Origin of the sequence: Algoriphagus confluentis (assembly GCF_036245625.1) — a bacterium.
In the GTDB taxonomy this organism is placed as follows: Bacteria; Bacteroidota; Bacteroidia; order Cytophagales; family Cyclobacteriaceae; genus Algoriphagus; species Algoriphagus confluentis.
The window spans coordinates 122501-148896 of sequence record NZ_BTPD01000008.1 but is presented as its reverse complement, the minus strand read 5'-3'; the positions used below and the strand labels follow the sequence as shown (position 1 = coordinate 148896).

General features: G+C 45.0%; 27 protein-coding genes. 15 read left to right on the top strand and 12 right to left on the bottom strand.

Annotation, left to right across the window (positions count from 1 at the left end; translation table 11 throughout):
• Positions 1-71: 71 nt before the first annotated feature.
• Positions 72-2624 (bottom strand): M14 family metallopeptidase, encoded by a 2553-nt coding sequence (locus AAA943_RS13415; RefSeq protein WP_338224774.1) that lies wholly within the window; start codon positions 2622-2624, stop codon positions 72-74.
• Between the two features lie 92 nt (positions 2625-2716).
• Here AAA943_RS13415 and AAA943_RS13410 point away from each other — a divergent pair, with 92 nt between their 5' ends.
• Genes AAA943_RS13410 through AAA943_RS21900 form a run of 4 tightly spaced genes read left to right on the top strand, consistent with a single transcriptional unit; the run spans position 2717 to position 3590 of the window.
• A complete protein-coding gene (locus tag AAA943_RS13410; protein WP_338224773.1) occupies positions 2717-2977 on the top strand; it encodes a PLDc N-terminal domain-containing protein in 261 nt (86 codons plus the stop codon).
• 2 nt (positions 2978-2979) lie between these two features.
• Positions 2980-3204: a PLDc N-terminal domain-containing protein gene (locus AAA943_RS13405; protein WP_338224772.1), complete on the top strand. Its 225-nt coding sequence runs from the start codon at positions 2980-2982 to the stop codon at positions 3202-3204.
• 3 nt (positions 3205-3207) lie between these two features.
• Complete coding sequence (locus AAA943_RS13400; RefSeq protein WP_338224771.1) at positions 3208-3375, top strand: PLDc N-terminal domain-containing protein; 168 nt, start codon at positions 3208-3210, stop codon at positions 3373-3375.
• 8 nt (positions 3376-3383) lie between these two features.
• Complete coding sequence (locus tag AAA943_RS21900; RefSeq protein ID WP_420915606.1) at positions 3384-3590, top strand: DUF1648 domain-containing protein; 207 nt, start codon at positions 3384-3386, stop codon at positions 3588-3590.
• A 361-nt stretch (positions 3591-3951) separates the two neighbouring features.
• Here the strand turns inward: AAA943_RS21900 and AAA943_RS13395 are convergent, their stop codons facing one another.
• Positions 3952-4842, bottom strand: a complete 891-nt coding sequence (locus tag AAA943_RS13395) for a TIGR01777 family oxidoreductase (protein WP_338224769.1) — start codon at positions 4840-4842, stop codon at positions 3952-3954.
• Positions 4843-5006: 164 nt separating this feature from the next.
• Here AAA943_RS13395 and AAA943_RS13390 point away from each other — a divergent pair, with 164 nt between their 5' ends.
• Complete coding sequence (locus tag AAA943_RS13390; protein ID WP_338224768.1) at positions 5007-6209, top strand: voltage-gated chloride channel family protein; 1203 nt, start codon at positions 5007-5009, stop codon at positions 6207-6209.
• Here AAA943_RS13390 and AAA943_RS13385 read toward each other — a convergent pair.
• Genes AAA943_RS13385 through AAA943_RS13370 form a run of 4 tightly spaced genes read right to left on the bottom strand, consistent with a single transcriptional unit; the run spans position 6206 to position 11345 of the window.
• Entirely contained in the window at positions 6206-7015 is an 810-nt protein-coding gene (locus AAA943_RS13385) for an ion transporter (RefSeq protein WP_338224767.1), read from the bottom strand. The genes AAA943_RS13390 and AAA943_RS13385 overlap by 4 nt on opposite strands.
• Before the next feature lie 23 nt (positions 7016-7038).
• Entirely contained in the window at positions 7039-9510 is a 2472-nt protein-coding gene (locus AAA943_RS13380; RefSeq protein WP_338224766.1) for a bifunctional UDP-N-acetylmuramoyl-tripeptide:D-alanyl-D-alanine ligase/alanine racemase, read from the bottom strand.
• On the bottom strand, positions 9511-10593 hold the full coding sequence (locus tag AAA943_RS13375) for a lysylphosphatidylglycerol synthase transmembrane domain-containing protein (RefSeq protein WP_338224765.1): 1083 nt from the start codon (positions 10591-10593) through the stop codon (positions 9511-9513).
• A 2-nt stretch (positions 10594-10595) separates the two neighbouring features.
• Complete coding sequence (locus tag AAA943_RS13370; RefSeq protein ID WP_338224764.1) at positions 10596-11345, bottom strand: segregation and condensation protein A; 750 nt, start codon at positions 11343-11345, stop codon at positions 10596-10598.
• A gap of 181 nt (positions 11346-11526) precedes the next feature.
• Here AAA943_RS13370 and dxs point away from each other — a divergent pair, with 181 nt between their 5' ends.
• Together dxs and AAA943_RS13360 are read left to right on the top strand one after the other, a co-directional pair.
• Positions 11527-13437, top strand: coding sequence for a 1-deoxy-D-xylulose-5-phosphate synthase (dxs, locus tag AAA943_RS13365; RefSeq protein ID WP_338224763.1), 1911 nt, complete (start codon positions 11527-11529; stop codon positions 13435-13437).
• A gap of 11 nt (positions 13438-13448) precedes the next feature.
• Positions 13449-14204, top strand: coding sequence for an alpha/beta fold hydrolase (locus tag AAA943_RS13360; protein ID WP_338224762.1), 756 nt, complete (start codon positions 13449-13451; stop codon positions 14202-14204).
• Here the strand turns inward: AAA943_RS13360 and AAA943_RS13355 are convergent.
• The 5 genes from AAA943_RS13355 to AAA943_RS13335 are packed head-to-tail and all read right to left on the bottom strand — an operon-like array spanning position 14199 to position 17116.
• Complete coding sequence (locus AAA943_RS13355) at positions 14199-14480, bottom strand: DUF2442 domain-containing protein (protein ID WP_338224761.1); 282 nt, start codon at positions 14478-14480, stop codon at positions 14199-14201. The genes AAA943_RS13360 and AAA943_RS13355 overlap by 6 nt on opposite strands.
• A complete protein-coding gene (locus tag AAA943_RS13350) occupies positions 14477-14782 on the bottom strand; it encodes a DUF4160 domain-containing protein (protein ID WP_338224760.1) in 306 nt (101 codons plus the stop codon). Before AAA943_RS13350 ends, AAA943_RS13355 begins: the two co-directional genes overlap by 4 nt.
• Before the next feature lie 42 nt (positions 14783-14824).
• Positions 14825-15307, bottom strand: a complete 483-nt coding sequence (locus AAA943_RS13345; protein WP_338224759.1) for a GAF domain-containing protein — start codon at positions 15305-15307, stop codon at positions 14825-14827.
• Positions 15300-16319 (bottom strand): bifunctional diaminohydroxyphosphoribosylaminopyrimidine deaminase/5-amino-6-(5-phosphoribosylamino)uracil reductase RibD, encoded by a 1020-nt coding sequence (ribD, locus tag AAA943_RS13340; RefSeq protein WP_338224758.1) that lies wholly within the window; start codon positions 16317-16319, stop codon positions 15300-15302. Before ribD ends, AAA943_RS13345 begins: the two co-directional genes overlap by 8 nt.
• Positions 16320-16321: 2 nt before the next feature.
• On the bottom strand, positions 16322-17116 hold the full coding sequence (locus AAA943_RS13335) for a DUF4382 domain-containing protein (protein WP_338224757.1): 795 nt from the start codon (positions 17114-17116) through the stop codon (positions 16322-16324).
• 120 nt (positions 17117-17236) lie between these two features.
• On the opposite strand from AAA943_RS13335, the gene dgt reads away from it, so the two are divergent.
• Positions 17237-18583 (top strand): dGTP triphosphohydrolase, encoded by a 1347-nt coding sequence (dgt, locus tag AAA943_RS13330; RefSeq protein WP_338224756.1) that lies wholly within the window; start codon positions 17237-17239, stop codon positions 18581-18583.
• Positions 18584-18589: 6 nt separating this feature from the next.
• Here the strand turns inward: dgt and hflX are convergent, their stop codons facing one another.
• Positions 18590-19852 (bottom strand): GTPase HflX, encoded by a 1263-nt coding sequence (gene hflX / locus AAA943_RS13325; RefSeq protein WP_338224755.1) that lies wholly within the window; start codon positions 19850-19852, stop codon positions 18590-18592.
• Between the two features lie 184 nt (positions 19853-20036).
• Here hflX and rfbC point away from each other — a divergent pair, with 184 nt between their 5' ends.
• The 7 genes from rfbC to AAA943_RS13290 all read left to right on the top strand — a co-directional run bounded on the left by rfbC (position 20037) and on the right by AAA943_RS13290 (position 26389).
• Positions 20037-20591 (top strand): dTDP-4-dehydrorhamnose 3,5-epimerase, encoded by a 555-nt coding sequence (gene rfbC / locus AAA943_RS13320; RefSeq protein ID WP_338224754.1) that lies wholly within the window; start codon positions 20037-20039, stop codon positions 20589-20591.
• Positions 20591-21340 (top strand): tyrosine-protein phosphatase, encoded by a 750-nt coding sequence (locus AAA943_RS13315; RefSeq protein ID WP_338224753.1) that lies wholly within the window; start codon positions 20591-20593, stop codon positions 21338-21340. The genes rfbC and AAA943_RS13315 overlap by 1 nt, the downstream gene beginning before the upstream one ends.
• 7 nt (positions 21341-21347) lie before the next feature.
• Entirely contained in the window at positions 21348-22313 is a 966-nt protein-coding gene (locus AAA943_RS13310) for an NAD-dependent epimerase/dehydratase family protein (RefSeq protein ID WP_338224752.1), read from the top strand.
• A gap of 150 nt (positions 22314-22463) precedes the next feature.
• Positions 22464-23879 (top strand): tetratricopeptide repeat protein, encoded by a 1416-nt coding sequence (locus AAA943_RS13305; protein ID WP_338224751.1) that lies wholly within the window; start codon positions 22464-22466, stop codon positions 23877-23879.
• Between the two features lie 17 nt (positions 23880-23896).
• Positions 23897-24667, top strand: coding sequence for a phosphosulfolactate synthase (locus AAA943_RS13300; RefSeq protein WP_338224750.1), 771 nt, complete (start codon positions 23897-23899; stop codon positions 24665-24667).
• Positions 24668-24719: 52 nt separating this feature from the next.
• Positions 24720-25655, top strand: a complete 936-nt coding sequence (locus AAA943_RS13295; protein ID WP_338224749.1) for a DUF368 domain-containing protein — start codon at positions 24720-24722, stop codon at positions 25653-25655.
• A complete protein-coding gene (locus AAA943_RS13290; RefSeq protein ID WP_338224748.1) occupies positions 25652-26389 on the top strand; it encodes a shikimate dehydrogenase family protein in 738 nt (245 codons plus the stop codon). The genes AAA943_RS13295 and AAA943_RS13290 overlap by 4 nt, the downstream gene beginning before the upstream one ends.
• Positions 26390-26396 lie beyond the last annotated feature (7 nt).

Below are 26396 nucleotides of genomic sequence, written 5' to 3'. Positions count from 1 at the left end.
GATGTTAAGATTTTTGGCAAACAAGAACAAACAAAAAGAAATCCTGACTTTCAAGCCAGGATTTCGATGCATCAGCGGGCTGTACCCCCATCGATGACCTGTCCGAAATAAATGGCATTCATAAACAGCTTGTTGGTGCCAAACCAGAATGCCCGGAAGTTCATGTTATCAGCAAATCCGATGACTCTTCCTCTGCCTACTGCAGACACCCTAATCACTGCACTTTGCTGCAATCCCGGTAAGTTGCTCGGGTGGAGATAGCCTGAGGCTAATGGGTTTTGGGTATAAACCAAAGGATTGGCGTACGGATTGGAAGAGGGCTCGAGGAAGAAGTTATCATTTCGGAAGGTGTGGATTTCTCTTTCCTGATAGCCATAGCCTATTGGATGGGTGATATCCAAGTTGGCTTTGAAGATGGCCCCAAAGGTTCCTTTGGCTCCGGTGGCATTGTCATAATCCGCATAGCTTTTTTGCAAACCTTTTTCGGAATTATCCACCATTCGCTGGGCAAAGTTTCCGATTTCATTTTGGATCAACCAACGAACTGCTCCTCCTTTTGCAATCAGGGTATTCCCGGCACTGACCCAAGACTTGATCGCATTGGCACCAGAGCCTCCCAGCCTTCCGTAGTTGCCGTCGGCCATGATGATTACATTGTATCGGGACAGATTGGCTCCTGACATGGCATCCAGAGGAAGCAGGGTGATCGGTATATTCATTCGCTGATCGAGCAGGTGCCAAATCTCTCCTGCTTCGTAACTATCCACACCGCCATCAACCAAAAGTGCAATTTTTGGCGCATCAAGAGGACTCATGAAGGTGGATCCTAAATTGGCTCCGGAAGTGTATCCGGTCGTCAGCGCGTGGATATCCACGGTGGACATTTTGGCGATTTCCTGAAGCTTGCTGTGGAAGGCCAAATCGTCCATTCCCGATTCTCCTTTTCCTATCAAAAGCGTGCCTCTACCAAATGTCTTCCCTTCTTCTGTGGAAAACTCGGTATTGGATACCCGAACGAGAAACTTTGCTTTCATCAACTGATAGGCTGCCTTGGGCGCATAGTAATCAGTCCACTCCATGGCATACTGATAGGCTCCCGGCTGACCGATGACCTGTCCTTCCCGAAGAGTAAATGAGTTTTTATCGACAGGGCTGACACTGGCCAAATTCAGAATCTTGCTGTTTAGCGCCATGTAGTCCAGACCGAAAGCCATGGGATAGGTCCAAGCTGAGATGTCATAGAAAAGGCTGTCCTCGAAGGTGGTGCGGGTCTCAAACATAGCCTTGATCAATCGGTATTGGGGTTGATCGGCAGGGACGATGTAGGAGTTTTCCTTTTTGAACTCTTGTCCGTTGATGGTCACGTCTTCATTCAGGGAAAAGACTTTGATATCATGCTGAAGGATCAAATCTGCCAGATGAAAGCTGCGTGCATCATCCGATTGGGTCCCGAAAATGTAGGCCTTGTTGACATCAGCAGTGGTTTCGTTTTTTATCTCGGTGTAGAAATCCTTCATCCACTGATTGAGCTCCACGCGCATTTCTTTGGCGGCCTGGTAGGAAGAAAGATTGGCAGTAAACTGATTTCTGATGGTGAATGGAAAGCTTAACAGCCCATTGGCACTTTCCTGTAAATGCCCTCTTGAGCTAGCCTGCTCAAACAGGATTCCGATGGAGCCCTGTACATCCGGATAGGTAGAGCCTTTTCCGTAGTAGAAATCATCGTAGTTCTCCTGATTGTAGTACAACGACCCGATTTGATCCAAGGCTTTGGCGTGGTAGGTTCCGATTTTCTCAGTCAGTTCAAAATTCTTTTTTGGAGTCAAAGGATGGACCCGAGATGGAACACCTGGCTGAAAAAAGAAGGTGCTGTTGGTTCCCATTTCGTGGAAATCCAAGTGAATATTGGGAAGCCAGCTTTGGAACACGCGTACCCGATTTCTGGATTCGGGATGTTGTACAGGCAGCCAGTCCCGGTTAAGATCAAACCAATAGTGATTGGTCCGTCCTCTCGGCCAGGCTTCGTTGTATTCCCGGCCTGCGGGGTCTCCATTGAGGTGGTAGGCCTTGTGAGAATTGACCCAAGAGGCAAAGCGGTTTAATCCGTCGGGGTTGATGGCCGGATCGAGAAGGAGGACGATGTTTTCCAGTTCGGAGGCGATTTCATTCGCTGCTGCAAAATGATATGCCGCCAAAAGGGAGGCATTGGCCCCAGAGGGTTCATTTCCATGGACAGAATAGCCCATAAACATGACCACAGGCATATTCTGTATGTCCACCGAGCTTCCGGGTTCACGGAGTTTGGCCCGATCGGCTTTGATCTGATCTAGTTTGGCCAGATTGGCAGGTGAAGAAATAGTCAGGAGCGTCTGCGGTCGTTTTTCGTAAGAGCGACCTGTTTCCTCAAAGATCACCCGATCTGAGGCTTCAGCCACGGCTTTCATGTACATGACCAGCTGATCATGGGTGACGTGCCATTCTCCTACTTCGTAGCCCAAAACCTGCTTGGGCGTCGGGATGGCGGGATTGTAAGTGTATCCTTTGGGAAGGTAATAACTCAGATCCTGAGCGAATGTGAGCAATGCAATCAGAGCTAAAAGCACCGATAGGGTGAACTTTTTCATGGAGTGAAATTTTATCAATTGACTAAATTCTTAACTACTTTGATCAAAAAAAGCTATTTTAGACGGGTGGTAAAAATAATAGAACAAACGACATGGAATTGATTACACCTTCGTATGGATTGATTTTTTGGCAACTTTCTATCTTCATTTATTTTGGGTTTTGGGTCTACGCCTTGATCGATTGTTTAAGAAGTGACTTTCGAGGACCTAATCAAAAGTTGATCTGGATAATTCTGATTCTTTTTGCTCCAATGGTAGGGACTTTTCTCTACCTGAGCATGAGCAGAAGGACCAAGGAAAAAAGGGGATTTAATCCTGATTTTTCAAAAATTTCCAACTCATTAAAAGATTAAATATGGAATTAGCCTTTATTCAAAATATCGGTGGAGGATTTTTGATTTTTCTCCTCTTTTCCCTAGCCTATTTCATTTTATGGGTTTATTGCATCCTTGATGTGATTCAGTCGGAGTTTAAGGATCAGAATATGAAATTAATCTGGATAGTGATACTCCTTTTTGCCCAGGGATTTGGACCAATTGCCTACTTGGTATTGGGCCGAGGAACAAAGAAAATTGCTTAAGCTATGCTGAAAATACTCGGATTTCTTGTCTACGCTTTCACCATTTACGATGTGGTGACCAGTCGATTTGCCAATTCCAATGACAAATTGATTTGGATTTTGATCGTGCTCCTGCTTCCCTTGCTGGGGACCATTCTTTGGTTTGCCATTGGGAGGAATAAGCGGATTTGAGTCAATGTATGGAAAGACCTATACTTAAGCTCGAAAAGAGACTCTTGGATTGGGTTTTGGAAATCCTCAATCTGTGTGTTTTGGGGTTTCTTTTGATTTACCCACTGATTTATTTTTCGGAAATTCCAGATACGATTCCCATTCATTTCAATCAAGAGGGGAAACCTGACGGATTTGGCTCAAAAAATACCATTTGGATTCTTCCCTGTATTTGAGTTTTCCTCTACTTGCTCTTGGGTCTTTTCAGAAGTATCCCTCACGTTCTGAATATCCCCGTGGAAATCACTTCCGAAAATGCTGAATTGCAGTATCGACTTGTCACAAGAATGTTAAGTTGGCTAAGCTTGTTGATCCTTTTGATCTTTTCGACCCTGGTATACAAAGTGGTTCAGGCTGGTTTTGACGACACGATGACAATAGGCTATTTCTTTTCACCCCTATTTATTGGAGGTCTTTTAGGGATATTGGGAGGCTATATTTTTCTCGCGTTTAAGAATAAATAAGGAAAGGCTTAAATTCCTCATAAAGCCTCTGGCCCGAGCCTTAATACTATGACCTATTTGAAAATGCGATTATTTACTGGTGAAAAATATCTCTCAAAGCCGCCGAAAGCTCGAAAAACTCAAACTGGAATCCAGCTTTTTGGATTTTCTGAGAAGACACCCTATTTCCTCCCAAGACCATCGCGGCCATTTCTCCCAAAACCAATTTGAGGGCAAAACCCGGCACCCCGATTCCCAAATAGGGCTTCCCTTTGGCAGAAGCCGCCTCTTGGGTCAGTTGCTGATTGGTAGCCGGATTGGGTCCGACTGCATTGTATACTCCTTGTAGGGTGGTTTTTTCCAAGGCAAAAACAAACATCCTGGCCAAATCCTCAATATGAATCCAACTCATCCACTGATCACCTGAGCCCAAGGGGGCAGCTACAGGAGGCTTGAGCATTTCACCCAATGCGCCGCCGTCTGCATCCAGCACAATCCCGATTCTCAGAAGAACGGTCCGTAGGTGCAGGGCTTCCATTTTTTTGGTTTCATTTTCCCAGGCAATCACCACTTGGGCCAGGAAGTCATCTCCCGCGGGACTGTTTTCATCCACTAATTTTGTTCCGGTATTGAATCCATAATAGCCTACTGCCGAGGCAGAAATGAAAGTGCTTGGTTTGTTGATAGCCTTTTCAATTGCAGAATAAAGCAGTTTTGTGCTTTGGGTTCTGGATTCTAGAATCAGCTTTTTCCGCTCTGGAGTCCAGCGCTTTTCAGCGACTCCTGCACCGGCCAAATGAATCACGGAATCTGCCCATTCCATGGCTTCCGGATCAATTTTTCCTTTTTCCACATCCCACAAAAAACTCTTTTGCCCTTGGGCAGACCGGCTCAGCCAAGCTACTTGATAGCCCTTCTTTTCCAAAAGTCGGGTGATTTGCTGACCGACTAGGCCTGAACCTCCAGTGATGAGAATGTGATTCATACTTGATTTTTTTATTTAACCCAAAATCCAAGGATTGGTTGAAATGTACGGATTTGCAACACTTTCCCGATCAGTTTTGAGCGATTAATAATTGTCATTTAATTCCAAATCTCTGAGTCGATTCTTTTCTTTGCTCTTCGCTAGTTACAATCTACATCTTGATTTTGGTTCGATATCTACTCCAATGGTTGGGATTTGGTTTGCTTGTGGGCATTTTGTCCGGTTCAGCTTCGGCCATCTTTTTGGTTTTGCTGGATTGGGCTACTGAAACCCGTGAAGCAAACCTATGGCTTTTGGCTCTTTTGCCTCTGGCTGGATTCGGTATCGGGTATGTTTATTACCATTATGGGGCCAATTCTGTGCAGGGAAATAATCTTCTTTTGGAGGAGCTCTATCAAACCAAAAATCCGATTCCTCTACGAATGACCCCTTTGGTTTTGTTTGGGACGATTTTTACGCATTTGTTTGGTGGCTCGGCCGGACGGGAAGGGACTGCAGTGCAAATGGGTGGATCCTTGGCCGATCAAATCCAAAAGTGGATTCCATTGGATGCCGAGGATAGGAGAATACTTTTGATTTGTGGAGTGGCAGGAGGTTTTGCTTCCGTATTTGGTACTCCATGGGCTGGTGCTATTTTCTCTTTAGAGTGGATGCTTTCCGGCAGATTCAGGCCGCGATCAATTTTTCCTGCAGTGTGGTCGGGTTGGGTGGCCCACGTCATTTGTGAGTGGGCTTGGGGAGTGGGCCATACTTCGTATTCCATTCCCGAGATAGCTCCGCATACGCTAATCAATCTTTCGTGGATTCTTGTTGCCGGGATCGCCTTTGGGCTAGCCGGAAGACTTTTCGCAGAAACGGGGCATTGGATTGGAGCGGCGTTCAATAAGGTGATTTCCTATCCTCCTCTCCGTCCTTTGGTGGGGGGAGTATTGGTGGCAGGCTTGGTATATTTGACCGATGCCTATACCTATATCGGTTTGGGGGTTCCGAGAATTTTAGAAGCATTTGAGACGCCTTTGCCTTGGTATGATTTTTTGGCAAAAATCGGTTTGACCGGCCTGACCTTGGGCTCGGGATTTAAAGGAGGGGAAGTCACTCCGCTATTTTTTACCGGAGCTACTTTGGGCAATGCCCTTTCTGTCTGGATTCCGCTTCCTTTGGCCTTATTGGCGGGATGTGGCTTTGTGGGAGTCTTTTCCGGAGCTACTAATACCCCAATGGCCTGTACGGTGATGGGCATGGAGCTATTTGGATATGAAGCAGGTATTTTTCTGGGATTGGCTTGTCTGACGGCCTATTTGTGCAGTGGAAAAGGGGGTATTTATTCCGCTCAGGACTTAAGCAAAAAATACTTTTGGCGGGGCTAGGCCTTCTTTTCCCCACAGATTCTGCAATAATTATCTTCTGGCTCCAATGCGTCAAAACCACAGTGCAAACAGGTCTTGAGCTTTTCGTAGTGGCTTTTTCTCTTTCTGTTTGCCATCTCAGAAGTGACAATCCCGGTAGGTACAGCTATGATTGCATAGCCCAACAACATAATCAGGGAGGCTGCAAATTGGCCTAATGGGGTAGAAGGGGTAATATCTCCAAAACCTACCGTTGTTAAAGTCACAATTGCCCAATACATAGAAACCGGAATGCTCGTAAATCCATGATCGGGACCTTCGATGACAAACATCAAAGTACCCATAACCAGCACGATGGTCAATACTGAAAAAAGGAACATCTGGATTTTTGCAGCACTGGCTTTCAAAGAATCTCCGATGAAATCCGCCTCGGCGAGATATCGGCCCAATTTCAGAATTCTGACTATTCTCAATAAGCGAAGCGCCCGTACTACCGACAACAGTTGCGTATTGGCCACAAAAAAGCTGAGGTAAACAGGAAGAATGGCTAATAAATCCACCAATCCATAGAAGCTGGTGACATACTTGAATGTCTTGCTCGTAAGCCAGACTCGAAGCCCATACTCAATGGTGAAAAGAAAAGTAAAGGCCAATTCCAGCACATAAAATAACTCCCCGTATTTGTCGTGTAGTGAACCAACGGAATCCAAAATAGCGACTGTAACCGATCCGAAAATCAGTACTAAAAGAACAATATCGAAGAGTTTGGATGCCCGGTCATCTGAATCAAATACGATGTGGGCGAGGCGTTTTTTGTTCAGATACATGAGGGAATTTAGGAAAAAAGATGCTAATCCAAATAGTAAACCCGCTTTACCCTTGAGCTGATATTGGTCAGTAATTCATAAGGAATGGTTCCGATCCGATCAGCCAAATCCCGCAGAGGGATTCCTTCTCCATAGATGATGGCCTGCTCCCCTTCTCTGACTTCAGGGATTTGGGAAATATCCACCATGGTCATATCCATGCACACATTTCCGATCACAGGAGCTTTTTCTCCCCGGATTAAGACATAGCCTTTCCCCATCGAAAATCTCCTGTCAAATCCATCTGCATAGCCGATGGCAAGGGTAGCGATGGTGCCTCCTTCAGGAAGTTGACCCCTTCTTGAATAACCCACGGTAGAACCCGGAGCAAGCGTTTTAATCTGGGAGATGGTTGTTTTTAGTGTACTGACTGCCTTCAGCTCATGATGGTGCTTTCCGGTGACTTCTACCCCATACAGCCCGATTCCCAGTCGGACCATGTCCATTTGATACTCCGGAAAGCGAATAATCCCGGCAGAATTGAGTGCATGAATCAGTGGTCGATAGGTCAAAATGGATTCAATCTCTTTTTTCATCTCCATAAACTGTTCGAGCTGCTTCAAGGAAAAGTCATGGTGAATTTCCTCGTCCGCACCCACCAGATGAGTATAAAGACTGGCGATCTTTAGTTCAGGATAGGTTGCGATCAAGCCTTTGAGCTCTGCAAGATGTTTTGATTCAAAGCCCAATCGATGCATTCCTGTATCCAAATCGAGATGAATAGGAATCTTGATTTGATGCAAGGAAGCATACATACCAAGTTTTTTTAAAAAAACGGGACTAAATACCACAGGCTCCAGCTGATATTCCCGAAGCAGGTCGAAGGACGCTTCGACGGGATTCAATACCATAATGGGTAGGCGAATACCCTGATTTCTTAAAGCGACTCCTTCATCTGTAAAAGCTACTGCAAGATAGTCGGCACCCAAGGTCTGTAAATGGTTGGCAATTTCTGTAGCCCCTCCACCATAAGCAAAGGCCTTGACCATGACCATAACTCGGGTTCCTGGCTTTAGCTGTCTTTTGTAGAAATTGAAATTGTGAGTCAGGGCGTTGAGGTTGATTTCCAAAGTTGTCCCATGAATCCGCTGCTGCAGGCGATTGACTATCCTCTCCAAAGCAAAATCCCGTGCGCCGGTTACCAATATCAGGTCATTTTGAAAAGAGGTAAGTGGTAGGGATTCGAGCAGATCTTCCGTAGTATGAAACAAATCGGATTGCTGAGGAAAGGCATCAGCGAGTCTTCTGATCTCCTTTCCCACTGCCAAAATCCTGTCAATCCGGTAGGATCGGATGAGATCAGCCACCTCAGCATAGATTTTTTCGGGTGAGCCTTGCTGGAGAAGATCGGAAAGAATCAGCACTTTTTGCCTCTTAGGTCGCTGCTGACTCATAAACTCCAAGGCTACTTTGAGCCCTGCCAGATCATTGTTGTACGTATCATCGATCAGAAGGCAATCGTTGATTCCGGGCTTCAGGGTGAGCCTCATATCCACTTGGCGCAGTTGATCCAACCCCTGCTGAATCGATTTGGGGTCTTCTCCTAATGTCAGAGCCGCCACCAAGGCATGAGTGGCATTTTCCAAGGAAGCCTGATCCGAAAAAGGGACTTGGAAGGTATAGGTACTCAGATTTTTTTTGACTAAGACTACACGGGTCCGATGGTCTCCATTTTTGTAAGAAATTCTAAAATCAGCGTCTTTTTTCTGAGACCATGAGATCAATCTGGAGGCGTCCACCCCATTTTCTATTTCCTGACTGAGTAGGTTTTGATCCCGGCAATAGATCAAAAACTTGGATTCCCGAAAGAGAATTAGCTTTTCCCGGATTTTCTCCCGTATGGTGGAAAAGCCCTCTTCGTGTGCGCTGCCTATATTGGTAAAAATGCCCAAATCCGGACGAATAATTTTCTCCAAAGTGGCCATCTCTCCGAACTTGGATATGCCGGCTTCCAAAATGGCTACTTGGTGGTAAGGATGAATCCCAAAAACAGACAAAGGCACCCCCACTTGGGAATTGTAACTTTTTGGGCTTTTGGCTACGCTGAATTGTTGGCTAAGGAGTTGGCCAAGCCATTCTTTGGTGATGGTTTTTCCATTGCTTCCCGTTATGCTCAGTACCGGACCTGTAAAAAGGGAGCGTTGATAGGCCGCTAACTGCTGAAGAGCGACTTTGGTGTCTTTTACCAAAATAAAAAGCGCTTGGGAAAGCATTTGTTCTGATGTATCAAAATCCTCATGGACCAGAAAGTGCTGCACTCCTTGCTTGATGAGAATAGGGATAAAGTTTGCTCCGTCTGCTTTTGCTCCCCGCAGGGCTACAAAAAGAGTCTTGAAAGGCTGTAGAATTTGTCTGGAATCAATACTAATTTGGCTAAATTCAGCATCAGCAGAAACTCCCAGAAGTTTTCCTCCTGTAATACTTAGAATTTCCTCCGGTTTCAGACTCTGAATCATCTATTCCTCCTCTTCTTCTGATTCTTGGACTTTGTTTTTCTTTTTGAAAAAGACTTGCCGCACCCACCTTGGAAGGAAAATCGCACCCAAAATCAAATACGGGTAGTAGGACAAAAGCCTCCATAAGATGCTGGTTACAAAAGTGTAACCCCCCAAAAACTGACTGAAAAACTGACCGAAGAAAAACTCTGCCGTACCGCTGCTGCCCGGTGTCGGAGAGATCATCATGACGATCCACATGATCACCTGCCTCGCAAATACGATCACATGATCCATCAGGTCCAGTTCAACAAAAGCTCCAATCAGGGCATTGAGCATCAGATATCGGGAGGACCAGATAAAGATCGTAATCCCGATGATTGGCAGCCAGTATTTATACGTTTTTCCTGCCAGTTGTCGGGAGGCTTCGATGATTTGGTTGCCATACTCCTGGGCATCGTGTTTCCATTTACGAAGAAATTTGATCGAGAAAATCTTGATCAGAACCCACTTAAATACCCGGGGCTTATAGAAAAGGGCTGCGGCCATAACCAGACTGTATCCGGCATAGAGCCCATAGCTCAGCCAGAAAATTGCCTGCAGGCTATCCCCAAGCTGGGTCTCCAAAAGTTTGCTGTCGGGAAAGATATTACCCTGCGCCAGGTAGAGAATGATCGGAGCACCGATTACAAAAAACAGGTTGTCCAAGATTGCGGTTACCATTACGTAGGCAATGGCTTTCCCCATCTTTATTCCTTCTTTGTTCAGAATAAAAATAGCTACTGCAGTACCTCCTACCACTGAGGGGGTTACCGCCGAGGCAAATTCCCATAGAATAATCACATAGATTGCCCGTGTCCATGTGAGATGCCGGTCTGTAATCTCCCGAATTCGATAGACGTAGCCAAGGTCCCTAAAAAAGATCACCAGAATTGCCAAAAGGATATAGGGTGTGGAAGCGTCAAAAACAGACTTGAGATTGGACGCATTGATATTGGGATCCATGTAAAACATGGCAAAAACAATCCCCAACCCGATTAGAACAGGCACCCAAACCTTGTTGGGGTTGAGTGTTTGGAAGATTTTTTTGTTATCTACCTTCATAATCAGGCTGCAGCGACAGGCTCAGTCTTTTCTACCCAAAAATTGTTGTACCCTTCTCCGATGATAATCGTGACTTGGGAGAGCTGAAGGAGCTCGAGTATAGCGAGAAAGGTGTAAATCACAAAAATCTTTTCTGGTTTGTAATCAATGAAATCGGTAAATGGGACTTGTTTTTTAAAGCTGGTTTTTTCCAAAACGAAATTTTTTTGCTGTTCGATGGTATAGGGATACTGGATTACCGTGTGCTTGGTTTCCTCAGTTCTCGCGGCCATCTTGGCCATGCATCTTTGGAATACTTTGAGGAGTTTGTAAAGGTCCACATGCTGCATTTCAGCATCGACATCCTCTACCTTACTTAGTGCCTGAAGCTCCCTCAGGATATTCCCTCTTTTTTCTTTTGCCATCCGATCTGATTCCATGTCAGAAAGGTCGGCTACCACAGATTTGTACTTTTTATATTCTAAAAGGTTCCTGACGAGTTCTTCCCTCGGATCAATCTCTTCTCCGTGTTCGTTGAGATCAGGACGAGGAAGCAGCATTCTGGATTTGATTTTCATCAAGGTAGCAGCAAACAGAATAAACTCGCTGGCTACTTCGATTTCCATTTTTTCCAAATGATGGATGTACTCCAGGAAATCGTTGGTAATCTTGGATATAGGAATGTCATAAATATCCAGTTCGTCCCGCTCAATAAAAAAAAGCATAAGGTCGAACGGTCCTTCGAATAAGGGTAATTTGATCTCGAAACTCACCGGATATTTAAATATTTGGGTTAATTTTGCCTCCTTGTAGCCAAAGATATTCAATTCAAATAAAATAATTGGGGCTCAGCCAAATAATGCACTTTGGATAAAATTGAGCAGTTGAATTTCCTAATCAAACAAACTCTTTGGCCTGCAAGTTGTTTCCAGACTAAAAGAAACTCACTCGACTATGTCTATATCACCCGGACCGATTCTTTCCCAGATCAATTCCCCAGCGGATTTAAAAAAATTTTCGAAAGACAATCTGGTTCAGATTTGCGATGAACTCAGGCAGTTTATCATCGACAATGTATCCGTTTACGGGGGCCACTTCGGGGCCAGTTTGGGTGTGGTTGAACTGACAGTTGCCTTGCATTATGTGCTCAATACCCCTGAAGATCAGTTGGTTTGGGATGTGGGGCATCAGGCTTACGGGCACAAAATTCTCACCGGGCGTAGAGATCAATTCCATACCAACCGGGTGTACGGAGGCCTTTCCGGCTTTCCCAAAAGAAAAGAAAGCGAATTTGATACGTTTGGAGTGGGCCATTCCAGTACCTCCATTTCCGCAGCCTTGGGAATGGCCGTAGCCTCCAAATACAAGCAATCCAACATTCAGCATGTGGCCGTGATCGGTGATGGATCTATGACTGGCGGGATGGCTTTTGAGGCCATGAATCATGCTGGTGTGAGCGATACCAATCTGTTGATCATTCTCAATGACAACTGCATGTCCATTGATCCCAACGTCGGAGCGCTCAAAGATTATCTAACGGATATTACCACGTCTCACACTTACAATAAGGTGAAGGATGAAGTATGGAAAATGCTGGGCAAACTGAGTAAGTTTGGCAGCAGTGCCCAAGAAGTGATTTCTAAAGTCGAAGGAGCAATCAAATCTGCCGTACTAAAGCAGAGCAATCTTTTTGAATCCCTCAACCTCCGTTACTTTGGTCCTGTAGACGGACATGATGTGGATCACCTGGTGGAAATTTTAAGAGACCTTAAAGATATTCCGGGCCCAAAAATTCTTCACTGTGTGACCGTGAAAGGCAAAGGTTATGAGCCGGCCGAAAAAGGAAATAAAACCACTTGGCATGCTCCTGGGACTTTTGACAAGGTGACCGGAGAGATCTTCAAAAAAGTGCCTACTTCACCTCAAGCTCCTAAATACCAGGATGTCTTTGGTCATACAATCGTGGAATTAGCCGAAAAGGATTCCCGTATCATGGGAGTGACGCCGGCTATGCCTTCGGGTTCTTCGCTCAACATTATGATGAAGGCCATGCCTGACCGGGCATTTGATGTGGGGATTGCAGAGCAGCATGCGGTGACCTTTTCTGCAGGATTGGCTACCCAGGGTTTAGTACCATTCTGTAATATCTATTCGTCTTTTATGCAGCGGGCCTATGACCAAGTCATCCATGATGTCTGCTTGCAAAACCTTCCGGTAGTATTCTGTCTTGACAGAGCGGGATTTGCCGGAGCGGATGGACCTACGCATCATGGGGCCTACGACATCGCTTATTTCCGATGTGTACCCAATTTGGTGGTCTCCGCCCCAATGAATGAAGAAGAGTTGAGAAACTTGATGTATACAGCCACTCAGTTTGGTGGCCCATTCTCAATCCGTTATCCTCGCGGAAATGGAGTCATGCCAGAATGGAAAACTCCAATGAGAGAAATCCCGGTCGGCCAGGGAAGAATAGTAAAAGAAGGAGAAGATGTGGCAATCCTGTCCATTGGGCACATTGGCAATTATGCTGTGGATGCCTGTCAGACTTTGACTAAAGAAGGATTGAACCCTGCGCATTATGATATGCGCTTTGTTAAGCCGCTGGATGAAGAGATGCTACATGAAGTTTTTGGTAAATTCAAGAAGGTAATTACCGTTGAAGACGGAGCCCTGATGGGAGGTTTTGGATCTGCCGTGCTGGAATGGATGATGGACCACGGTTACTATGCGCAAGTAAAGCGCTTGGGTATTCCAGATGCTATCATCGAGCACGGAGAGCAGATTGAGCTTCACAGAGAATGCGGATTTGACCCAGAAGGTATTGCTGAAGCTGTACGCGCTCTAGCAGAGGTGCAGATTGCCTAATCACAAGCATTATGATCCATTTTTTTGAAAAGGGACAGGGTAAACCGGTCGTCCTCATACATGGTTTTTGCGAAAGCGGAAACATGTGGATTCCTTTTGCGGAAGCTCTTTCCTCTGATTTTCGGGTGATCTGTCCGGATCTGCCGGGTTTTGGAGATTCTCCAATTGAAAGAGATCGGATCACTTTGGAAGAAGTGGCGGTGCAGTTGGAGGAGTGGATGGAAGAGCAGCATATTCAAAATCCCATAGTCATTGGTCACTCCCTGGGAGGCTATGTTGCTTTAGCCTTGCTGGAATTGATGGGAAGCAGAATCCAAGCCTTGGGATTATTTCACTCCACGGCTTTTGCCGATGATGAGGAGAAAAAAGAAATGAGAAACCGGACAGTTGCTTTTCTCAAAAAGAATGGGGTAGAAAAGTTTGTCACCTCCTTTGTGCCCCCACTTTTTCCTGAAGCCAGAAGAGAAGAGCTGGCAGCTGAAATCCAGAATGCAATTGAAGATGCCAAAAGGTCCAGTCTCGAGGGATTGATTGGCTATTCCCGAGCGATGAGGGACCGGAAGGATCGACTGGAAGTGCTTGAGAATTTTTCAGGTCCAAAGTTACTGATAGCAGGAACCGAAGACGGTGCAGTAAAAATTGAAGCAAGCAGAAAACAAAATGAGGCTTTTACCCAGTATGTCGAACTGGAAGGAGTAGGCCATATGGGGATGATTGAAGCGAAGGAAAAGACTCTGAAAGTGGTCAGATCCTTTGTAATTTCATAGAATCATTCCTGAATAGAGGTCTTCGATTGGAAAAATCATTTCGTAATCATTCCAGATCAAATTTCCATCCTTAATCTTAAATAATTTGAAATAGTCTTGGTTGAGATATTTTCTGATTTCGGGATGAGATGAATTACTAAGAAACTTTTTAAAATCAACCTTATTGGTTTTCCCATCACTAAATTTTATTTCTAATACATAATCAGCAATCCATGTGGCCAGAATTACCTCGATAATGGGATTGTCTTCCTGATATTTATTAACCTGAATTATCACTTTAGTTTTGAATTTATTTTTTCAAACTCGACCCTCTTATGGTATATAAAATAGTCTACCCACTTTTCAACGATTTTTAAACCAAACTTATCCAAAAATTCCTGGAAATGTTTTAAATCATTGTTTTTCAAGGGCCTTTTTCCGAAAACCGAACTAATAGTTATCTTTTCAATTTGCCCTTCTATAATCTCGAACTCAGCTTTGGATTCAAATTCTCCTTTTTTAGCATGGACATGAATGGGTTCATGTTCATTAGAGTAAAAGAAAAGTATAATTCCGAAGTATTCGAAAATCTTTGGCATATATGTAATTATATACCAATAAGTTAAGAATTTGTCTCCTGCTTACAAGCTCTTTCCCAAAATCACCATCAGTTCTTCAAGGTATTTTTGGTCGATCTCGTCAAAGTCGGCAAGTTGGTCACTATCTACATCCAAAACCATCGCCACTTCCTCTCCTCTAAAAACTGGAATTACGATTTCTGACTTGGAAGCAGAGCTGCAGGCAATATGCCCAGGAAAAGCATCTACATCCGGCACGAGCTGGGTTTTCTTTTCTTTCCAGGCTGTTCCACAAACCCCTTTTCCAAAATTAATCCGGGTGCAAGCGATTGGCCCCTGGAAGGGTCCGAGTACGAGCTGCTCGTTTTTCACCAAATAAAAACCTACCCAAAAGAAGCCAAATGCCTCTCTGAGTGCTGCTGTGATATTGGCCAGATTGGCATAAAGATCGGGCTCACCAGTAATCAAGGCTTCGATTTGCGGGATAAGCGATTCATACTTCTCAGCTTTGGTAGCTGCTTCGGGAAGAAATAGGGATTCAGCCATGGTAATTGATATCAAGTCGGTCTGTGCCGATGAAAAGGGTTTCTGATGAATTTTGGTTCAATTGGGGAGCGGGAATTCCCTCTTCAAATTGGGTAGTAGAGGTAAATACTCTGCATTCATCCCAAAGTCCGGATTCAATGAACTGCCTGAGCACATGACTTCCCCCTTCTATGATCAGGCTTTGGATTCTTCGTGTATTCAGAGATTCCAAAATCGAACTTGGAGAAATACCGTCTAGTTTGATCCACTCCAGATTTTCCTCCTTTTTTTCCATAATGGAATTGAATATCAGCGTAGGAATTTTTCGGTCAAAAAGATGCAATTCCTGAGGAAGTTCCAACTGGGAATCAATGACTATCCTGAGTGGGTTTTTCCCCACCCAATCCCGGACATTGAGTGTGGGATTATCATATCGGGCAGTGTTTTTTCCTACCAGAATCGCATCTTCTTCAGCTCTCCATTGATGGACAAGCTGCCTGCTTTGGGAGTTACTGATCCACTTGGAGTCGAAGTTTTGGCGAGCGATAAAACCATCCTGAGTTTGCGCCCATTTGAGGATCACATAGGGACGCTTCTTTTCGATTTGGGTGAAAAAGCGTCGGTTTTGCCATCGGGCTTCTTTTTCCAAAATGCCTGTTTCCACCTCAATTCCTGCATTTTTCAGGATTTCAATTCCTTTCCCTCCCACTAAGGGGTTGCTGTCTTTGGCAGCGATGATTACTTTTTTCACTCTTTTTTCTACCAAAAGATTGGCACAGGGAGGGGTTTTTCCCCAATGCGCACAGGGTTCCAAAGTAACATAGACCGTACTTTCTGAAAACAGAGCTGGATTTTTTACAGAATTCACTGCATTTACTTCTGCATGAGGCCCCCCATACTGCTGATGCCATCCTTCTCCTATGATCTCGTCCTGATACACGATCACACAGCCGACTTTTGGATTGGGGCTTACAAATCCGCTTCCATTTTCAGCCAATTCAAGGGCCCGTTGCATGTACTCCTTCTTATGCATGCTTATTTCTTGCTGAGTGTGATGCGTTCTGCATTAGTCCGCTGCCCCTCTCTTACCTGAATGTTTTGCAAAGTGTCCGGAAGATAGCTGGCATCCTTTGGATCCACATAGATAGAATAGGTTCCCGGATCGAGACGGAATACATAAGTTCCGCTAGGGTTCATATGGGTACTGAGGGAATCGAAATCCCGAATGGCATAGATGGCGGGCTTGAGAGTGGTGGGGGATACGCTCCCCTGTACCGTTCCCTGTCCGATTCCTGATTTGATGTCCAAAGTAGGCTGAAAAGAAAAAGTAAGCGGGTCTGATTGGGTGACTTGAATTGATTTCTCCAAGTCAAAATCCACGATTATATCGTAAGAGATTCCCGGCTCCATACTGATTGAAAGATCTCCCGGAAAGTCCGTTTGCCCGTTTGGAAGGCGAAGAGGATAGGCTCGTTCGCCCAGATAGAGTAGATTATTGGTACCCAATCTCAAAGTGGCCTTGGTGATATTTCCGATCTGAAACTCTCTTCTGGAAATGGGAAGAATATCCCCTCCGACTAGCAGAGAAACATTGACCTGTTTATTGCCGGGTTCATAGGGTAAAAAGACGGTTTCTATCTGCCCTTCTCTACCGGAGATTACCAATTCAATCTCCACACCCTGAAGTTCTACCACCACCGAATCCCACTGAGCAGGGGCATCTACCAAAAAGATATTGACTAAGGCCTTTGGGCTTTCGTCAGGGCCAGTGCAGGAAAATCCCAAAAGTAGGCAAAAGAAAAAGCTGAGATTGATTTTGAAGTGATTCACGCAGTAAAGTTAGTCTAATTGATTCATTCCCGGATGATTTTGGGACAAGAGGATGAAATTGTCCTTTTCAATATTACCGGCTGATGTGATTTTTTTGAATAGGTGTTTCTATTTTTGGGCATGATGAAATGGGAAAAACTTCTGGCCAAAGGAAGATTTGGGGATAATCCGTTGAAAGTGAACTCCAATGCGGGCCGAAGCGAATTTGAGATCGATTATGACCGGATTATTTTTTCTGCGCCTTTCCGCAATCTTCAGGATAAAACTCAGGTTTTTCCCCTTCCTGACCAGGCATTTGTCCATACCCGGTTGACCCATAGTCTAGAGGTTTCCAGTGTGGGAAGGTCACTTGGCAAAGGTGCTGGAGAGTTATTAATAAAGAAATTTCCAAACCTTCAATCTCAAGGTATCGACTCCTCTGACATAGGCGCTATAGTAGCAGCTGCGGCTTTGACCCATGATATCGGAAACCCTCCCTTTGGGCATGCCGGTGAGGAGGCTATTTCAGATTTCTTTCGCCTTCATCCCGATGGGAAATGCTGGGAAAGGCATGTGCGGGTAGATCAATGGGCTGATTTGATCAATTTTGAGGGGAATGCCCAGGGTTTTCGAATGCTTGTATCCAAAGAATCAGGGCTGAAACTGACCTATGCTACTTTGGCGGCTTTTACCAAATATCCCAGACCCAGCCTGATTGTTCAGCGGGATATCGCTCGGAAGAGCCAGAAAAAGTATGGATTTTTCATCAATCAGTCGGTTGATTTTGAGCAGATGACTGAGGTCTTGGGAATAGAAAAACTGAGCAGCGATTCTTGGGTTCGACATCCTTTGGCTTTTTTGGTAGAGGCAGCTGATGATATATGCTACAGCATCATCGACCTGGAGGACGGATGCACACTGGGCTTGGTGGATTTTGAGGATACGGTAGACTTGCTCAAGCCTATCCTGGGAAATCTCTTTGACCCTGAAAAACTGAAAGATCGGTCAATCAATCAGAATTTGGGAGCTTTACGTGCTCTTGCAATCGGCAAGCTGATTCAGGAATCCGTGGAGGTGTTTGCCAAATACGAAGAAAACATGCGCAAAGGGACTTTTGACAAGGCGCTCACGGATATGATTCCTTCGGCCAAGTCCCTTGCTGAGATTTCCCGGGTTTCGATCCAAAAAATCTACCGGTCCAAGGTGGTTCTGGAAAAAGAAGCCGCCGGTTTTCAGGTTTTGGAGGGCTTGCTCTCCGTATTTTCCAAGGCCCTCTATCACCACTTTTACCAGCCGGAAGCTTTCTCCGGACAGGACAAAAGCATCCTTAGGCTCCTTCCGGAGGATTTTCCGATGAAAGGCTGGGGCGCAGAGGTGAATCCTTATCCGCTGCTGAGAGCTTTAGTGGATTTTGTAGCCGGAATGACAGACAAATATGCCTTGAATCTGTACCGAAGAGTGAATGGCATTTCTATTCCCGGATTTTAAGGAATTCTATTCTTCAGATTTCCCTTTCCAATCTACCACCTCATCTTCCAGATAGTGAGGGTAGATTTTCCTGTGTTGTTTTTTCACCTCTGCGATCAAAGCATCCCTGAATCCATCCACGTTTTCTCCTGTGCCAGCTGCCATAAAAACAGGCTTGATTCCATTTTTCTTTTCATAAGCATCTGAAAGGGCTTTGAAATCCAGATAACGGGTTTCCTGAAGCTCATGCTCGCTGATATGCATGGATTCCTCTTCGGTGGGCATCTGCTGGACTTGGTCAATTTTATTGAATACCAGCAGCACGGGTTTGTCACCGGCCTTGATTTCTCTCAAAGTCTGAGAAACGACGGCAATATGATCTTCAAAAGCATGATGGGATATGTCCACCACATGAACCAATAGATCTGCTTCCCTGATTTCATCCAGAGTAGATTTAAATGATTCTATCAGGTGAGTGGGGAGCTTGCGGATAAATCCGACGGTGTCTGAGAGGAGAAACGGGACATTATCCAAGACGACTTTCCTTACCGTGGAATCCACCGTGGCAAAAAGCTTGTTTTCTGCGAGGATGTCCGTTTTGGTGATTAGATTCATCAGGGTAGATTTCCCCACGTTGGTATATCCTACCAGGGCTACCCTGACCACACCTTTCCTCCCCTTTCTTTGGGTCACTCCCTGCTTTTCGATTTCCCTCAGCTTCTCTTTGAGTAGGGTGATTTTATTGCGGATGTCCCGCTTATCCGTTTCGATTTCTTTTTCACCGGCACCGCCCCGGGTACCTGTTCCACCCCTTTGCCGCTCTAGGTGGGTCCACATTCGGGTCAATCTGGGGAGCAAATACTGGAATCGGGCCAGTTCTACCTGAGTTTTGGCCTGAGCGGTCTGGGCTCTTTTCAAGAAAATATCCAAAATCAAAAGAGAGCGGTCGTAGATTTTCACCTTCAGCTCGTTCTCTAGATTCCGCATTTGGGAGGGAGAAAGGTCGTCGTCAAATATGACCATGTCCACCCCAAAATGCTCCACATAGGCTAGGATTTCTTCCAATTTTCCCTTTCCCACAAAAGTCCGGATATCTGGTTTTTCCATTCTTTGGGTGAATCGATAGAGCGTCTTCACACCGAGAGTTTCAGCCAAAAAAGCCAGTTCTTCAAGATGTTCTTCAATTTCCTGTTCACTTTGCTGCTGTCGGATCAGGGTCACCAAAACAGCAGTTTCTACCTTGGGTGCGGTATCGTAGAGGTTTTTTATTTTTCTGGAAAGTTTACTCATGGTATGATATTCGGGGGAAAGCGCTTGCCTTATCCGGCAATTGGCCTGCCTTTGAGGATTTTAAAACTCAACCTTTTTGGTGGAATCTTAGTGCAAATTTGGGGATATTTCCCCACAATAGTTAGGATACTCTCTGGTAGAGTGGTTATTTTGCCCTCCAATAAACCGAAGAAAATATATCCTCATGGCGGAGTTGCGCAAGATACCCAATCTGGATGGCCTGGTGGAAATTTTTCCGCGAATCTTTCATGATGACCGAGGATATTTCTTGGAGTCATTTCGGGAAGATTGGCTTACCAATTTGGGAATAGAAGAGAGGTGGGTGCAGGACAATCAGTCATTTTCTCAGAAAGGAACGGTCAGAGGACTGCATTTTCAGCATGAGCCTCATGCTCAAGCCAAGCTCGTTCGGGTAGTAAGCGGCAAGGTGCTGGATGTAGTGGTAGATTTGAGGAAAGACTCACCGACTTTCGGGAAGTATTTTTCCACTGTTTTGGATTCAGAGCGGTTCAATCTTTTTTATGTTCCCAAGGGATTTGCTCATGGGTTTGCTGTTTTGGAGGATGCTGTATTTGTCTACAAATGTTCTAATTACTACAATCGCGAATCCGAAGGGGGAATTTTGTGGAATGATCCTGCCTTGGGTATAGATTGGGGAGTAAGTGATCCGATTATCTCAGAAAAAGATAAACTTTGGCCTAGCATTCAGGAATTTAAAGAACAAACAGGAGGACTCTGATGAGCTGGTTGGATTTTCTAAAAAGAAAGCAAGAAGTAATTGAAGGATTGGATTTGAGCTGGCTGGGTGCGGATATGCATTCTCATTTGATCCCCGGCATAGATGACGGTTCTAAGTCAATGGAAGAATCGCTGACCTTGCTTAGGTCACTGGAAGGGTTTGGTCTGAAGAAGATCATCACCACACCTCATATTATGTCCGAATACTACCGCAATACACCGGAAATTATTCGTTTGGGTTTGGAGGACTTGAGAAAAGCCGCTAGAGAAGCAGGAATTTCCCTTGAAATCGATGCGGCAGCGGAGTATTATATGGATGAGATTTTTTTGGAAAAAGTGAAAGCAGGCGAGGATATGCTCACCTTCGGGGACAAGTTCATTTTGGTCGAGACGGGCTTCATCAATAAGCCACAGATGCTTTTGGATATCATTTTTAATTTGGAAATGGCGGGATTTCAGCCCGTCTTGGCCCATCCGGAAAGATATCAGTATCTGCTCTCTGACAAAAAGCTCCAAGAAGAACTTATCGACAGAAAATTGATTTTTCAGGTCAACCTTCTTTCCCTGACCGGGTTTTATTCCAAACAGGTAAAGGAATTTGGTGAAATGCTGATTGAGCGGGGGGTGGTTTCTTTTCTGGGGACTGACTGCCACAATAGCCGATACATCGATATGCTGGGAACATTACCTAAAAACCAAAAAATCTACCAAAAAATCAAAAATATGGAATGGATCAATTCCAGACTTTGATCTTTTTATGAACATTCTCATCACCGGTATCACAGGCCTTTATGGCAGTTTTTTAGCCAGGGAGTTTTCCAAATTGGGGAAAATTCACGGGTTGAAAAGAAAAGACTCCAAGCTTGACTTGCTCGAGTCCCTGGATTTTGAAATCCACTGGCACGAAGGCGATGTAAGGGACATGGAGTCACTGCTATCAGCCATCAGGGGAATGGATCTGGTGATTCATGCAGCCGGGATGGTCTCCCTGCATCCCGGAGAAAAGGAGGGCCTCTATGCCATCAATACCCAAGGTACTGCTCATTTGGTCAATGCGATGCTGCTCGAGGGGGTGGGCCGACTACTCCATGTGAGTTCGGTGGCTGCGATAGGCCGCTCACAAGAACTGAACGTACTGGACGAAAATTTCAAATGGGTGGAGTCTCCTCTCAATACGGATTATGCCATTTCAAAATACTGGGGAGAGCTCGAGGTATGGAGAGGACAGCAAGAAGGATTGGAAGTAATGGTGCTCAATCCGAGTATTTTGATTGGTAAAGTTGACCATCACCGGAGCAGTACCGCTATTTTGGAGTACGTCATCAACAGAAACAAATTTTACCCCAAGGGAGACCTCAATTACATCGATGTCCGTGATGCAGCCCGGTTGGCAAGACTGCTGGTCGAAAAAGAAGCTTGGGGGGAGCGCTTTATCTTGAATAAAGAAAGCATTGCTTACAGAGATTTTTTCGTAAAAGTGGCGGAGATCTTATCCTTGAGCGCACCATTTATCCCGATTTCCAGAAAATGGGCAGGTTTTGCCTCATTTTTTAATCGAATGCTAAAAGCTCTCGGTATACGGAAGAGTCTTCTGAACAGCCAAACTATACGCATTGCCCAGCAGAAGATCTTTTTCACCAATGAAAAAGTACAGGAATTACTTGATTTTCGTTATCATTCCTTGGAGGATAGTATCCGATGGGCCACCAAAAAGGAAAAGTAAACTTATTCTTGCCAATTGCTGTTGAGGTGAACCGTAGCGAAAACCCGAATCTGTCCCCAAAAAAATCTATTCTGACCAACAAATTTTAACCTCAGGACATTTTTCGTTACTCGATTTATTGGTATCTTATGAAAACCTTAACCTATTCGAATGACCGGAGATCATGATCACGACTGGGAAGAAGACAAAAAGCTCGTTGAGCGTTTTGAAAATTCCCTGAAATCCAATTTGGACCTCTATTTCGAAGAAGAAGAACTGGAAGACATCATCCGCTTTTACTTTGATCAGCAGAAATTCCTCAAAGCACTCAGAGCTTCTGAATTTGCTTTGGAAAAATTCCCCTTTTCCGTAGAAATCCGACTACTTCAGGCCCAATGTCTGATTTTCAATGATGAACTGGATGAAGGGCTTTCCATTCTGGAAAACCTCAATAACCTCTCCCCAAACAACGAAGAAATCCTCCTTGCCCTGGCTAACGCCAATATTTTGGCAGGAAACCCTCAAGAAGGTATTGATTTGCTGGAAAACTTCTTGCCTTTGGCTGAAGATAAAGCCGAAGTGTATTATTCTCTAGGGAACTTATATCGGGCCAAAGGGGACAATACCAAGGCAAGTGATTATTTCAAGCAAGCCGTCAAAAATCGGATCAATCATGAGGATGCCCTATTCCAATTGGCCATGATTACCGAAGAGGAGGGCTCTTTTGACGAAATTCTGGAGTTTTACCAGGAATTTATCGATCAGGATCCCTATTCTGCAGGAGCATGGTACAACTTGGGCGTGGTTTACAATCGTCTGGGAAGATTTGAGGAAGCGATCAGTGCCTATGAATATGCTCTCTTGATAGACGACTCCTTTGCTTCTGCCCATTTCAATATGGGCAACTCCCTGATGAATACCCAACAGTATGAAGCGGCCCTAGAAGCGTATCAAAATACAATCAACTGCGAAGGGGCCAATGCTGAGAACTGCTGCTACATGGGAGCGGCCTACGAAAAACTGGGGAAAATAGACGAGGCATTCAAGTATTTCAAAAAATCAGCAAAACTGGATGAAGAATACGACGATGCCTGGTTTGGATTGGGCATGTGTATGCTCAAAAAGGAAAAGTATTTTGAAGCCATTCATTATTTCAAAAAAGCACTCAACCTCAATAAAGACAATCCCAATTACTGGGTAGGTCTGGCCGATGCAGAATTCAATTTGGGCAATCTTCAGGCAAGTTCAGAAGCCTATGAAGAGGCTATCAACCTGGAGCCCGGAATCATGGAGACCTATGTCAACCTCTCGGTGATCTATTTTGAGCAAAACCGATTCGAGGAGGCAATCGATGTGGTCAAAGAGGGAATTGACGAAACCCCGGAAGAAGCAGAACTTCACTATCGCATGGTGGTTTACTTAATAAAAATGGGCAAATACAAAGAAGCGTTTTCATATTTGGAAAATGCCTTAACTTTGGACTTTGATAGGCACACCATCTTGTATGACCTAATGCCCGAACTCAAGCAACAAAAGGCGATCTACAAGATCATTGCCCAGTATAGGGACGACCATCCCTCCCTCTAATCATTAAAACCTGGCGAATGAATTACGAATTGAAGAATATCCCTGTACGGACGGATAAGCCACGTACTACAGGATTCACTATGGCTATGGATAAAGGATTGAGCCTCAGAGAAACAGAGGACTTTGTCGATAGCTGTTCCGATTATGTGGACATTGTCAAGCTTGGATGGGCTACTTCCTACGTGACCAAAAATCTGGCTGAAAAGATAGCAGTGTACAAGTCAGCAGGCATTCCTGTTTATTTTGGAGGAACCTTATTTGAAGCCTTCATCGTTCGGGGCCAATTTGAAGATTACAGAAAGGTACTGGACAAATACGGGCTGGAATTTGCTGAAGTCTCTGACGGGTCGATATCTCTCCATCACGACAAAAAGTGTGAATTTATCTCTACCCTAGCTCAGCAGGTTACCGTCCTTTCTGAAGTGGGTTCCAAGGATGCCGCCAAAATCATCCCTCCCTACAAGTGGATCGAGCAGATGCAGACAGAGCTTAGCGCCGGTGCTTGGAAGGTGATCGGTGAGGCGCGGGAAGGAGGAAATGTAGGCTTATTCCGGGATTCTGGTGAAGTGCGTCAAGGTCTGGTGGAGGAAATTCTTACCCAGGTGCCGGAAGAAAAAATCATCTGGGAAGCTCCTCAAAAATCCCAACAAGTTTGGTTTATCAAACTTTTGGGAGCCAATGTCAATCTGGGAAATATCAGCCCTTCTGAAGTGATTCCTTTGGAAACGATCCGTTTGGGTCTTAGGGGAGATACTTTCGACCACTTCTTGGGAGAAATCAAGCTCTAAAACATTCAACTTCACTTAGGCTGACCGGCTTGTCGGTCAGCCTTTCTTTTTTATGAATAGCATCAAAAAATACGGGCTCAATTACCTAAAAGGAATGGCCATGGGAGCTGCTGATATTGTACCCGGAGTTTCCGGGGGCTCAATTGCGCTCATTGCTGGAATTTATCCCCGCCTTCTGGACAGCATCAATTCCTTCAATTTGACCAACCTACACTTGCTGAAGGACTTGGAAGTCAAGAAATTCTACCGGGCGGTGAACGGTACCTTTCTCCTCAGCTTGCTATTGGGAATTCTGTCGAGCATATTTTTGCTTTCTCGCTTGATTACATTCCTGATGGAAGAGCACCCCATCCCCTTGTGGTCTTTTTTCTGCGGGTTGATTTTGGTCAGTGCCTTTTTGATCCTTAAAAATATACAAAGGTGGCATCTGGGGGTGATATTAGCTTTGATTTTAGGCACCGCGCTGGCTTGGTGGGTGACCAATCTCCCTCCTACTATTACACCTGATGCCTATTGGTTTACTTTTTTGGCAGGTGCTATCGCTATTTGTGCGATGATTTTGCCGGGAATCAGCGGGAGTTTTATTCTTTTGATTTTGGGAAAATACGAGACGATCCTCAAGGCAGTGTCTGATAAGGATTTGCTGACTCTTGCAATTTTTGCTTCGGGCTGTGCGGTAGGAATTTTATCCTTCAGTAGGGTAATTGCTTACTTGCTCAAAAAATACTATTCTGTGACGATAGGCTTACTTTCCGGATTTATGCTGGGTTCGGTCAATGAGCTTTGGCCATGGAAAATCGTCACTGCTTGGAGGACTTCATCAAGTGGAGAACAAAAGCCTTTTTTGACAGAAAATATTCTGCCTACTGAGTACCTAGATAAAGTAGGCGAGCAACCACTTATTCTTTCTGCCATCTTGGCTTTCCTCGGAGGAATCGGGATTGTGCTGCTGATCGAATGGCTGGCCTCCAAATTGCAGAAAGCATGAGAAAATTCGGACTGATCGGCTACCCTTTGGGACATTCTTTTTCCAAAAAATACTTCACCGCAAAGTTTGAAAATGAGAACATGGCCGACTGTCAGTTTGAGCTGTATGAAATCCCTCAAATCGGGGATTTTCCAAGGGTTTTGGAGGAAAATCCAGAGCTGGAGGGAATGGCAGTGACCATCCCGTACAAAGAGCAGGTGATGGCCTTCCTGGATGAGTTGGACCCTGCCTGTCAGGCGATTGGAGCAGTGAATTGTATCCGAATTAGAGAAGGAAAGAAGAAAGGATTCAATACCGATTACGTTGGATTCAAGCATTCCCTCCAAGCGTGGTTGGAGAATCAGATTCCCCCTGCAATGGTATTGGGCACAGGCGGAGCTTCCAAGGCGGTGAAAAAAGCCCTAGAAGATTTGGGCGTGGAGTATTTGTCGGTTTCCCGAAGTCCAGGAGAACACACACTGAGCTATCAGCAGCTCCAATCGGAATCTGGACTTTTGTCCACTTACCCTCTCCTGATCAATACCACTCCTTTGGGGACTTTTCCCAAGGTGGAAGGAATTCCTGATTTGCCATTGGATCAGTTGACTGCTTCCAATTTGGTCTATGATTTGGTTTACAATCCTCCGATTACCAGATTGATGCAGGAATGCCTTGATCGGGGGGGAAAAGCCAAAAACGGGCAAGATATGCTCGAACTCCAGGCTGAAGCTGCATGGAAAATCTGGAATTCATAACGAACCT